The following is a 10,795-nucleotide window of genomic DNA, read 5'->3' as shown; positions in this document are numbered from 1 at the left end:
TGCCCGAGTGGTGACGAGGTGGGCGGGAGGACGAGGTGCGGACACCGACGGGGGCCTTCGTCACATCCTGCGCACTCACGGCGGCGCTCCTCCTCACGGGCTGCGGTGGCGGCGCCGGCGACCGCGACGACGACGCGGGCACCGGCGGAGCGCTCGTCCTCCTGCCGGCCGCGGACCGGGGGCCGGACCCCTTCACCGACTCCACGGCCACCACGACGGCTACCCCGCCTCCCGCCCCGCGAACGCCGCGGACGGCGGACGGTTCCGCCCGGGTCTCCGCCGCCCTGAGCGGACTGCGCACCCTCTCCGGCGCGACACCCGGCCTGTACGGCGGCATCGAACGGACCGGCAGCTGCGACATCGGCCGGCAGATCGGCCACCTCACCCGCGACCGGGCCAGGGCCCGCGCCTTCGCCCGGGTCGCGGGTGTCTCCCCGGCGGCCCTCGGCGACCACGTGCGCGCCCTGACCCCGGTCGTGCTGCGCGCCGACACCCGCGTCACCGGCCACGGCTACCGCGCCGGACGGGCCGACGGCTACCAGTCCGTCCTCCAGGCGGGCACCGCGGTCCTGGTCGACGACCGGGGCGTGCCGCGCGTCCGCTGCGCCTGCGGCAACCCGCTGCTCCCGCCGGCGGCGATGCGCGGCACACCGGTCACCCAAGGCACTCCGTGGCCCGGCTACCGCCCCGGCGAGGTGATCGTCGTGACCCCGGCGCCGCGGGCGGTCACCGACTTCACGATCGTCGACGTCGCCGCCCGCATTTGGATCGAACGGCGCGCCGGGCACGACGTGCGGCACGACCGGGTCCTGCCGCCGCCGGTGTGGGCGACGGGAACCCCCGTGGCGTCGGCGCCCGCGTCCGTCGCCCCGGGCGGGCCGGACGCCCTGCCGCGTGACCCGGACGCGTCCCGGGGTACGGGCCTGACCGGCGACTCCGCCCCGCTCCCGCCGGACGAGACCGACCCGCCCCCGGACGAACCGGCCCCGGAGGGCCCCGGCGACCCGGAGCCTGAGGACCCCGGCGATCCGGACCCCGAGGATCCCGGCGATCCGGACCCCGAGGAACCCGGCGAGGTCGGCCCCGAAGTCGTCCCGGACAGCCCCGACCTGCCCGACGGCGGCGGGCTGATTCCCGAAGAACCGGCCACCGACAGCATCTTCGGCAGCCCCACGGACGTCTTCAGTAACTGAGGGCCGCCCCGGACGGGTGGCTCGTACACTCGGCACATCCGGTCGAAGAATCGGACGAATCCTGGCAAGGTGGGCCCATGGCTGATCGGGGAGCGAGCGCCCTGTCCCTCCCGGACGACTGGCCCGCCCACCCGGACCCGATCCTCGCGCTCAACCGGATGGGCAGCTTCGACTGGGATCTGGACACCGGCCTGATGCAGATGGACGCGCAGGCCCACGAGGTCTTCGACGTGCGCCCCGACGAGTACGACGACCACCCCGAGACCCTCTCCCGGCGCGTCCCGCCCGGCGAGGCCCGGCGCCTGGACACCGCCGTCTCCCAGGCCCTGAAGGACGGCAGCGAGAACTACGGCGCCTATTTCCGCATCCGCCGCCGCGACGGCACCCTGCGCTGGACGCACACCCAGGGCTACATCCGGCGCGACGAGACCGGGCGGCCCCGCCGCATCATCGGCATCGTCCGGGACGCCACCCAGGAGCTCGGCGAGATCGACGCCCGGCGCGACCAGGCCGACCGGGACGAGGCCCGCCGCGAGCAGACCAACGTCGTCGAACTCACCACGGCCGCCCTCGCCCACGCCCGGACCGTCCAGGACGTCATCGACGTCCTCAAGGACACCCACGGCCTCACCCACCTGGGTGCCACCAGCCTCGTCATGGGCCTGGTCGAGGCCGGCCGCATCCGCCTGGTCGCCGAGGGACCCGCGGACAGCTTCGTGCCCGGCACCCGCGTCACCCGCATCGACGAGCCCTACCCGATGAGCGAGGCCGTACGGACCCTCGGCCCGTGCTTCATCGAATCGCCCGAGGAGTTCGCCGAGCGCTACCCGATCCTGTGGCCGCACATCACCGACCTGAACATCACCTCGGCCGCCTATCTGCCGCTCATCGTCCAGGCCCGGCCGATCGGCGCCATGGGCCTGCTCTACAGCGACCGGCGCGGCTTCACCTCCGAGGAGCGCAACATCCTCGTCGCCCTCGGCAGCAGCATCGCGCAGAGCCTGCAGCGGGCCATGTTCTACGAGCAGGAGATGGACCTCGCGCAGGGCCTCCAGCAGGCCATGCTGCCCCGGACCATCCCCAGCGTGCCCGGCGCCGACGTCGCCGTCCGCTACCGCGCCGCCACCATCGGCGGATCCGTCGGCCGGGACATCGGCGGCGACTGGTACGACCTGATCCCGCTGCCCGGCGGCCGGGTCGGCGCCGTCATCGGCGACGTCCAGGGCCACGACACCCACGCGGCCGCCGTCATGGGCCAGTTGCGCATCGTGCTGCGCGCCTACGCCGCCGAGGGGCACCCCCCGGCCACCGTCATGGCCCGCGCCTCCGTCTTCCTGCACGAACTCGACACCGACCGCTCCGCCACCTGCCTCTACGCCGAGGCCGACCTGTCCACGGGCGTCCTCCAGATGGTCCGGGCCGGGCACATCGACCCGCTCGTGCGGAGCCCCGACGGCTCCTGCCGCCGCGTCACCGTCCCGGGTGGTCTGCCGCTCGGGCTGTCCGCCGAGTTCGGCCGCCTCGACTACCCGGTGGGCACCATGGAGCTCGACCCCGGCGACACCCTGCTGCTGTGCACCGACGGCCTCGTGGAGCAGCCCGGCGCCGACCTCGACGACGGCATGCGCACCCTCACCGCGCTCGTCGACACCGGCCCCGACGACGTACGGGACCTCGCCGACCGGCTCATCGACGTGGCCGCCGAGCGCGGCGGCGACGACGACGTGGCGCTGCTCCTGCTGCGCCGGCGCGGCCCGGACGGCCCGCAGTCCGGCCGCCGGCTCCAGCGGCACGTGGCCCCCGGCGACCCGGCGGCCCTGGCCGAGGCCCGGCACATGATCCGCACCGCGGTCGCCGCCTGGGGAGCCCGGGACCGCGCCGACGAGATCGAGCTGGTCGCCGACGAGCTGATCACCAACGCCCTGATGCACACCGAGGGCTCCGCGATCGTCACCCTGCGGGCCCTCACCGGCTCCGAGGTCCGGTTGCGCGTCGAGGTCGAGGACTCCTCCAGCGCCCTGCCGCGCCGCCGCGAGGCGGGCGACTCGGGCGTCTCCGGGCGGGGCCTGCTGCTGGTCGAGCTGCTCACCGACGTGTGGGGCGTGGAGGCCCGGGGCGGGGGCAAGGCCGTCTGGTGCGAGTTCGTGGTGCCGGACCACGACTGACCCCACGTGGCACTCTGGACCTATGCCGGAACTCCCCGAGGTCGAGGCGCTCAAGGACTTCCTCACCGAGCACCTCGTCGGCCACGAGATCGTACGGGTGCTGCCCGTGGCGATCAGCGTCCTGAAGACCTACGACCCGCCGCTGTCCGCGCTGGAGGGCCGCGAGGTGACCGCCGTGCGCCGGTACGGCAAGTTCCTCGACATCGGGACCGCGGAGGGCCCGCACTTCGTGACGCATCTGGCCCGCGCGGGCTGGCTGCACTGGAAGGACCGCCTCCCCGACGGCCCGCCCCGCCCCGGCAAGGGCCCCCTCGCCCTGCGCGTGGCCCTGGAGACCGGCGCCGGCTTCGACCTGACGGAGGCCGGCACGCAGAAGCGGCTCGCGGTGTACGTCGTCGGGGATCCGCAGGAGGTGCCGGGCGTGTCCCGGCTCGGCCCGGACCCGCTCGCCGACGACTTCGACGAGGCGCGCCTCGCCGGGCTGCTGTCCGGTGAGCGGCGGCAGCTCAAGGGGGCGCTGCGCGACCAGAGCCTGATCGCGGGCGTGGGCAACGCCTACAGCGACGAGATCCTGCACGCCGCGAGGATGTCGCCCTTCAAGCTGGCCGCGTCCCTGACCGAGGCGGAGACCGGGCGGCTGTACACGGCCCTGCGCGACACGCTCACCGAGGCGGTCGAGCGCTCCCGGGGCGTGGCGGCCGGGCGGCTGAAGGCCGAGAAGAAGAGCGGCCTGCGCGTCCACGGCCGCACCGGCGAGCCCTGCCCGGTGTGCGGCGACACCATCCGCGAGGTGTCCTTCAGCGACTCCTCGCTGCAGTACTGCCCGACCTGCCAGACGGGCGGGAAGCCGCTGGCGGACCGCAGGATGTCCCGCCTGCTGAAGTGACCGGGCCCGCGTCACCGGGTCGGCGGCATCACCGGGTCGGCGGTGTCCACTCGAACATTAGGATGGTCGCGTCGTCCCGCAGCCGGCTGGTGGGCGAGTCCAGGACGGAGTGGATGAGCCGGCGCAGCGTCTCGGGCGCCAGCTCGCCCGCCGCCATCGCCCGGATGATGTAGTCGGCGAACTGTTCGAGACCGAACTCGCCGCCGTCGCTGCCCCGGGCCTCGGTCACCCCGTCGGTGTACATCAGCACCCGGTCGCCGGGCTTCAGCGCGATCTCGTGCGTCTGCCGCTGCCGCCCGGCGAGCAGGGACGGCAGCCCCATCGGCGGATCCGGCTCGCGCCGCATGGCGTCCACGTGCAGCCGCTGGTCGCGGATGAGCAGCGGCGGGGGGTGCCCGCAGTTGCACCACCGCAGCAACCCGGAGGCCAGGTCCAGCTGGGCCAGGACGCCCGTGCAGAACTGGTCGGGGAGCCAGTGCGCCAGCGCGTCGTCGACGCACTCCACCAGCTCGGGCAGGTCCGCCCCGGTCCGCCGGGCGTTGCGGCAGGCGGCCAGCGACACGGCCGTGGTGAGCCCGGAGGCCAGGTCGTGCCCCATGGCGTCGAGGACCGCGGCGTGCAGGGTCGTCTCCGTGAGGGAGTGGTCGAAGGCGTCGCCGCCGATCTCGTAGGCCGGCTCCAGCACGGCCGTGGACACCACGTGCGCGGTGCCGATCGTGCGGGGCGGCAGGAAGGCCCGCAGCATCTCGGCGGGCAGCCGCATCGGTTCGGTGCGCGTCCGCCGGACGAAGGAGTCCTTGTACGCCCGCTTCGACGTGATCATCATGGCGAGCAGGGTGGCGAGGGCCCTGCCGCGGCGCAGCACGGCCGGGGTCAGCGCCGGGCAGAGCACGGAGAGCACACCGAGCCGTTCCGCGCCGTCCAGGAGGGGGAACCAGGCCGTCATGCCGCCCGTCTCCGACTCCTCCACGCGCAGCGACTGGGTGCGGTAGGTCCAGCCGGCCAGCGAGTCGTCGACGGGCAGGGGCGAGGCCACGTCGGTGAGCGGCACGAGCCGGCGCTGCTGGATGTCGGCCAGGTACACCACGGAGTGCTGGATCCCCACGGCCTTGGTGCAGCGGGCCACCGCCGCGGCCAGGCCCAGCGTCGAGCTCTCCGGATCGGCGAGGAACTCCTCCAGGCGACCGTCACCGGTCTCCGCCGTCGTCACCTCGTCTCCCCTCGCCGCGCAGCCCGGGTGTGTCGTCGAGCAGTCTCACACCGGGACGCACGGGCCGCCCGGCGACAGAGGCGGACGGACGACAGACCCCCAGGGGCTAGGGCGACGGGAGCTTCACCAGGACCTCGCCGGCCGAGGAGCGGATCTCGTAGCGGGCGATCTCGTCCGGGTGCATGGACGAGCTGGCCATCATCGTGTTCGGGTGGGCGTCGTGACCGGGCCCCTGCCAGCTGGTCGCGGTCTCCTCCGTGCCGTCGCGGCCGATGATCACGAGGTGGCAGGCGCGGGGCCCAGCCGCGTCCTTGACCTGCAGCTCGACCTGGCTGCCCGAGGCCTCGTCCTCCGTCGTGACCTGCGCCCACACCCCCGTGCGCGCGTCGGTCGCCGCGACGGTCAGGGGCCCCTCGCCGCCGCCCCGGGCCATCATCGCGATCCCGGGCACCGACACCGCGAGCGCCACCGAGGCCGCCAGGGCGAACAGCATGCGCCTGCGCCCGGCCCGGCGCCGGGTGGCCACCTCGGCCAGCAGCCGGTCCAGCATGCGCGGCCCGGGCTGCGTCAGCGGGCTCACGAACCGCGGCGTCGCCCGCCGGTACAGCATCAACTGCCGTGTCGTCGGGCCGAATTCCGTCACCTCTGCAGCGCACCGAGGGCACTCCATGAGGTGGTCCTCGAAGCGGAAGGCCTCCGCCTCGTCCAGCACGCCGAGCGCGTAGGCGCCGACGTCGCGATGCCTTTCCAGGGACCTCATGCCGAATCCTCGTGCCGTTGGGTGCGGGTGGGGTTACTCCTTGCTCCCACCGGTACGGACCAGGCAGCGGAATCACTCAAGCCGGTGACACAATCGCAACCAAAGGATTCGGAGCCCTCCGGCCCCCGGATTGGTCCGGGGTCGCAGAAATCTAAAAAAGATGGATCGCGAGGTGCCCCAGCGGCAGTCCGAGCTGCCAGGCGGGCGTCCACACCTTCGGCCCCTCGTCCTCCGCGACCACCGGAGCGCCGCCCGGCACCGCGTTCAGGTCGGGCGCGAGCAGCTCCGTCTCCTGCAGCCAGCGCCAGGCCTCCTCCGCCAGCTCCAGGTCGGGTGCCGGCCCGCCCGACTCCGCGGCGGCCGCGGCGACCTCGGCCAGCCGCTCGCGCACCCACTCCTGCCACGGCTGGTCGTACGCGGTCAGCGACAGCCAGGTCTCCAGCTGGGTGACGACCCGGATGCCCGACAGCTCCCCGTCGGTGTCGGAGAGGAAGATCGTCAGCGCCAGGGCGTCGCGCCCGGCGCGGAACTCGAAGGACGTCGGCGGCATCAGATCGCCGGTCCGCAGCAGCTCGTCGGCGATGTACTCGGCGTACAACCACGCCATGGGGACGGTCAGTTCACCGCCGGCGCCGTCCGTGCTCTCCTGCCCTCTGTGCAGCATCCCTTCCTGCCTTCCTCCGGTACGTGCGCGTTGGCCGACACCGGGCTCCGGGGCGTTGTCGGCCCCATCCGGAACACGGATGAGAACAGCCGATTACTCAACCGGGGTCCTCAGCAAGGCGCTTTACGGAGGTTTGACTCGGCCGTTGGTTTCACCGCAGGTCGGCGGCGTATCCCGGAAGCACCCGGCGCAGGGCGCGCAGCGCGTAGTACGCGCGGGACTTCACGGTACCGGGCGGGATCCCGAGGGTCGCTGCGGCTTCCGCCACACTCGCCCCCTGGAAGTACACGAGTACCAGGACTTCACGGTGTTCCGGAGTGAGTGTCTTCACAGCCCGGCGGACGTCGAGCGTCGCCGCGGCCCGTTCGGCGTGGTCGGAGATGACCCGCGCGTTCTCCAGCACGGCGTCGCCGACCTCGGCCGGACGGGCCTGCCGGGCCCGCCGGGCGTCGATCGCGAGCCGTCGCCCGACGGTCATCAGCCAGGGGCGTACGGAGTCGAAGTCGTCGGCGCGCAGGGCCTCGGGGTGCTGCCAGGCGCGCACCAGCGTTTCCTGGACCAGGTCCTCCGCGCGCTGCCGGTCGCCGTCACAGAGCCGGAGCAGCAGCGCGAAGAGGGGCCGGCCGTGCTCCCGCTGCAGTGCGGCGAGCTCGTGCTCGGCGGTCGTCCCGTTCATGAGAGTGGATCCGGCCGTCATGGCCGTATGCCACCGCAGGGCGTGGCTGTGGCACAGGCCACGTACCCGGCTGTGCGGCGGACGGTCGATCGCGTCGACGAACGGTTCGACGAACGGTCGGGGCGCTCGACCGGGCGGGTGCCGGTCGGGCTGATGAGCGTGTCGGAGCCGCGTGGGGCGGCGTGGGCCTTCTTTCCTGTTTGTGTGTAAATACGACCACAACGCCCACAGTGGGGTGAACGGATGATCGCACGCAGTCGACAGGTGGCCCTGGCCCTGACCGTCGCCCTCGCCGCAGGCGCCGCCTGCCAGGCCCGTGACCACGAACCGCCCGGCCCCGGGCGCCCCGCACCATCCCTCGCCGAGCCCCGCGGCTTCACCCTGGTCGCCTCCGGCGACGTCCTCCCGCACGACACGATCATCGACCGGGCCCGCTTCGACGCCGGCGGCACCGGCTACGACTTCCGGCCGATGCTCGCCGGGATCCGCTCCGTCGTCGAACGCGCCGACCTGGCCCTGTGCCACATGGAGACCGTCTACGGCGCGAACGGCGACTACACCGGCTACCCCGCCTTCAAGTCCCCGCCCGAGGAGGCCCCGGCCCTCGCCACCACCGGCTACGACGGCTGCTCCACGGCCTCCAACCACACCCTGGACGACGGCGCCGACGGCATCCGCCGCACCCTCGACGCCCTCGACCGGGCGGGCGTCCGGCACGCCGGCTCGGCCCGCAGCGAGGAGGAGGCCCGCACCGTGACGGTCCTCCAGGCGGGCCAGGCGAAGATCGCTCACCTCGCCTACACCTACGACACCAACGGCATCCCGCTCCCCGAGGGACAGCCCAGGGCCGTCAACCTCATCGACGAGGGCAGGATCCTCGCGGACGCCCGGGCCGCGCGGAATGCGGGCGCGGACGTGGTCGTCGTGTCCATGCACTGGGGCACCGAATGGCAGGACGCCCCTGACGACCGGCAGCTGACCCTGGCCCGGAACCTCACCGCCGCCCGCAGCGAGGGGCGTCCCGACATCGACCTGATCCTGGGCACCCACGCACACGTCCCGCAGGCCTACGAGAAGGTCAACGGCACCTGGGTGATCTACGGCATGGGCGACCAGATCGCCGGACTGATGACCAACCACCAAGGCGCCAAGGACCCGCGCGGCAACCAGTCCACCCTCGGCCGCTTCACCTTCGCCCCGCCCGCACGGCCGGGCGGCCGCTGGGAGGTGACGAAGGCGGAGTTCGTCCCGCAGCTGTTCGACGTCGACGCCGGCCGGGTCGTCAACCTCAACCGGGCCCTCGCCCAGGGCGCCGACGTCCGGGCCGTACGCGACCGCATCCGGGACGTCGTCCTCAGCCGCGGCGCGGCGCAGGACGGACTGGTGATGGGGGAGTAGGGCCTCAGTCCCCCTGCTCCGGCCGGTGCCCGGCCAGTTCCGAGCGCCGGTAGGAGCAGGCGAAGTAGCTCACGAGCCCCAGCGCGAACCACCCGGGTTCGTCGGACGGGCCGCGCGCGACCGCTCGTCCCACCGCTCCTCGCGCGCTCCGGCCACCGGGTACCGCTACGGCACCACCGTCACCGGCCAGCGCCCCGCCTTCACCAGCCGTACCGCCACCGAGCCGACGATGCGGTGGCCCGCCTGTTCCGAGGCGCCCACGACCACCGCGTCCGCCTTGAGCGCGTCGGCGGCCTTCACCAGGCCGTTGTACGGGTCGCCGCGGAACGTGTGGAACTCCCAGCGGACCTCGTATATCCCCTTGAGCCGCTCCGCCGCGTCCCGGATCTGCGCCACCAGGTCCTCGGCGATCTCGTCGGTCGTCTCGGCCACCGGCGCCCCGAGCGCGGCCCCCGCCGCCAGCACGGGCTGCACGTACACCAGGGCGAGCAGCGCGTGCTGTCGCCGGGCCAGGCCGGCCGCGTAGGCCGCGGCCCGCAGGGAGGAGTCGGAGCCGTCCACTCCGGCCACGATCACTTTCGGCCCGTCCGTGCCCCGCTCGAACCTAGGGGAGTGCTGTTCCGTCACGGCGCGAGGCTATCGGAGGCGACGGGGCCGGCAGCCGGGCGGGAGGGCGAGACCGTGCCGGGCACCCCGGGGAGAACGCCAACGCACCGCCCCCGACATCGCGATGGAGTTCATGGTGCTCAAGTCGTCGGGAAAGGGGCACCCGACCGGCGGACAGCGGCCCGTCACCACGGCAGGGCCGCCGTCACTGGCGGCGCTCGGCCTCGCCGGAGGGGACGGGACCGAGCCCGCCGACCCCCTCACCGGCCGTGCCGCGCCGCCACTGACCCTCATACGTGGGCCGTTCGGGTGAAATCGTGCCGCCGCACCGGTGTTGCTCAGGTGCGTCGGCCCTCCGCCGGGCGACTGATGAGTCATGAAGAAGGATCAGTTGCTCACCCGACGCGCGGCGTTGCTCGCGGGCGGCGTGGGAGCGGCCGCCACGGCCGGGGTGCTCACGGCGGTCACCGGGGACGTCCCCGCAGGCTCCGGCCCGGCCGCCGGCGCCCAGGCCCGCAGCCCCCGCAGCGCCTCCGCGTACCGCCTCCAGCCCCTGACCGGCTACGGCCCGCCGCACGCCGCGCCCCGCCGGACCCTGGTGCGCCGCGAACCGCTGCTGCGCGTCTCCGGACGCGGCCGCACCATCGTGCTGACCTTCGACGACGGCCCCGACCCCCGCTACACCCCGGACGTCCTGGACACCCTGGCCGAGTACGACGTCCGCGCCATGTTCTTCGTGTGCGGGGAGATGGCCGCCGACAGTAGGGACCTGCTGTCCCGGATGACCGACGAGGGCCACGTCGTCGGCAACCACACGTGGTCCCACCCGCTGCTCACCCGTCTCACCCGCCGGCAGATCCGCAGGGAGATGGAGCGCACCAGCGAGGTCATCGAGGAGACGTGCGGGGAGCGCCCCGAGTGGTTCCGCGCGCCCTACGGCGCCTGGAACCGCGCCACGTTCCAGATCGGCGCCGAACTCGGCATGGAGCCCCTCGCCTGGACGCTGGACACCCTCGACTGGACCACCCCGGGCACCCGGTCGATCGTGAGGCGGGTCGAGAACGGCGCCGCCCCCGGCGTCGTGGTGCTCTCGCACGACGCCGGGGGCGACCGCTCGCAGAGTGTGCGGGCCCTGCGGCGCTACCTCCCCGGACTGCTGGACTCCGGCTACCGCGTCACCGTGCCCCGGCGGCACTACGCGTAAGGAGAGGAACGCTCGGACTTTCGCCCGCCCGGC

At 73.8% G+C, this 10,795-nt stretch carries 11 protein-coding genes; 5 read left to right on the top strand and 6 right to left on the bottom strand.

Translation table 11 applies throughout. The annotated features are described in order from the left end of the window. Window positions 1-35: 35 nt before the first annotated feature. The 3 genes from ACSUPV_RS04290 to ACSUPV_RS04280 all read left to right on the top strand — a co-directional run bounded on the left by ACSUPV_RS04290 (window position 36) and on the right by ACSUPV_RS04280 (window position 4,244). Entirely contained in the window at window positions 36-1,193 is a 1,158-nt protein-coding gene (locus ACSUPV_RS04290; RefSeq protein ID WP_436946944.1) for a DUF6777 domain-containing protein, read from the top strand. Window positions 1,194-1,270: 77 nt separating this feature from the next. After that, complete coding sequence (locus ACSUPV_RS04285) at window positions 1,271-3,358, top strand: SpoIIE family protein phosphatase (RefSeq protein WP_031120114.1); 2,088 nt, start codon at window positions 1,271-1,273, stop codon at window positions 3,356-3,358. Window positions 3,359-3,380: 22 nt separating this feature from the next. Next, entirely contained in the window at window positions 3,381-4,244 is an 864-nt protein-coding gene (locus tag ACSUPV_RS04280) for an Fpg/Nei family DNA glycosylase (RefSeq protein WP_031120113.1), read from the top strand. Window positions 4,245-4,272: 28 nt separating this feature from the next. Here the strand turns inward: ACSUPV_RS04280 and ACSUPV_RS04275 are convergent, their stop codons facing one another. The 4 genes from ACSUPV_RS04275 to ACSUPV_RS04260 form a co-directional block, all read right to left on the bottom strand. Next, the gene (locus ACSUPV_RS04275) at window positions 4,273-5,454 is read right to left on the bottom strand and encodes a PP2C family protein-serine/threonine phosphatase (RefSeq protein WP_436946943.1); all 1,182 of its coding nucleotides are present in this window, start codon (window positions 5,452-5,454) and stop codon (window positions 4,273-4,275) included. 106 nt (window positions 5,455-5,560) lie between these two features. After that, window positions 5,561-6,214 carry a zf-HC2 domain-containing protein gene (locus ACSUPV_RS04270; protein WP_037764787.1) on the bottom strand — a complete coding sequence of 218 codons (654 nt, stop codon included), beginning with the start codon at window positions 6,212-6,214 and terminating at the stop codon, window positions 5,561-5,563. A 151-nt stretch (window positions 6,215-6,365) separates the two neighbouring features. Further along, window positions 6,366-6,878: a hypothetical protein gene (locus ACSUPV_RS04265; RefSeq protein ID WP_037764784.1), complete on the bottom strand. Its 513-nt coding sequence runs from the start codon at window positions 6,876-6,878 to the stop codon at window positions 6,366-6,368. 151 nt (window positions 6,879-7,029) lie between these two features. Next, window positions 7,030-7,575: a sigma-70 family RNA polymerase sigma factor gene (locus ACSUPV_RS04260; RefSeq protein ID WP_031120108.1), complete on the bottom strand. Its 546-nt coding sequence runs from the start codon at window positions 7,573-7,575 to the stop codon at window positions 7,030-7,032. Window positions 7,576-7,797: 222 nt separating this feature from the next. On the opposite strand from ACSUPV_RS04260, the gene ACSUPV_RS04255 reads away from it, so the two are divergent. Next, a complete protein-coding gene (locus ACSUPV_RS04255) occupies window positions 7,798-8,952 on the top strand; it encodes a CapA family protein (RefSeq protein WP_436946942.1) in 1,155 nt (384 codons plus the stop codon). 4 nt (window positions 8,953-8,956) lie between these two features. Here the strand turns inward: ACSUPV_RS04255 and ACSUPV_RS04250 are convergent, their stop codons facing one another. Both ACSUPV_RS04250 and ACSUPV_RS04245 read right to left on the bottom strand, forming a co-directional pair. After that, entirely contained in the window at window positions 8,957-9,085 is a 129-nt protein-coding gene (locus tag ACSUPV_RS04250) for a hypothetical protein (RefSeq protein ID WP_359787789.1), read from the bottom strand. 32 nt (window positions 9,086-9,117) lie between these two features. Then, window positions 9,118-9,579 (bottom strand): universal stress protein, encoded by a 462-nt coding sequence (locus ACSUPV_RS04245; protein ID WP_037764775.1) that lies wholly within the window; start codon window positions 9,577-9,579, stop codon window positions 9,118-9,120. Between the two features lie 355 nt (window positions 9,580-9,934). Between ACSUPV_RS04245 and ACSUPV_RS04240 the strand changes: the two genes are divergently transcribed. After that, window positions 9,935-10,762, top strand: a complete 828-nt coding sequence (locus ACSUPV_RS04240) for a polysaccharide deacetylase family protein (RefSeq protein WP_436946941.1) — start codon at window positions 9,935-9,937, stop codon at window positions 10,760-10,762. The last annotated feature ends 33 nt before the right edge of the window (window positions 10,763-10,795 follow it).

Source organism: Streptomyces sp. SudanB52_2052 (assembly GCF_964272415.1).
In the GTDB taxonomy this organism is placed as follows: domain Bacteria; phylum Actinomycetota; class Actinomycetes; order Streptomycetales; family Streptomycetaceae; genus Streptomyces; species Streptomyces olindensis.
This window is presented reverse-complemented; position numbering and strand designations above follow the sequence as displayed.

Bases quoted from the DNA above. Each gene is read 5' to 3' on its own strand.
- ACSUPV_RS04285 (WP_031120114.1), top strand. From the start codon at position 1,271: ATGGCTGATCGGGGAGCGAGCGCCCTGTCCCTCCCGGACGACTGGCCC.
- ACSUPV_RS04280 (WP_031120113.1), top strand. From the start codon at position 3,381: ATGCCGGAACTCCCCGAGGTCGAGGCGCTCAAGGACTTCCTCACCGAG.
- ACSUPV_RS04270 (WP_037764787.1), bottom strand. From the start codon at position 6,214: ATGAGGTCCCTGGAAAGGCATCGCGACGTCGGCGCCTACGCGCTCGGC.
- ACSUPV_RS04265 (WP_037764784.1), bottom strand. From the start codon at position 6,878: ATGCTGCACAGAGGGCAGGAGAGCACGGACGGCGCCGGCGGTGAACTG.
- ACSUPV_RS04260 (WP_031120108.1), bottom strand. From the start codon at position 7,575: ATGACGGCCGGATCCACTCTCATGAACGGGACGACCGCCGAGCACGAG.
- ACSUPV_RS04255 (WP_436946942.1), top strand. From the start codon at position 7,798: ATGATCGCACGCAGTCGACAGGTGGCCCTGGCCCTGACCGTCGCCCTC.
- ACSUPV_RS04240 (WP_436946941.1), top strand. From the start codon at position 9,935: ATGAAGAAGGATCAGTTGCTCACCCGACGCGCGGCGTTGCTCGCGGGC.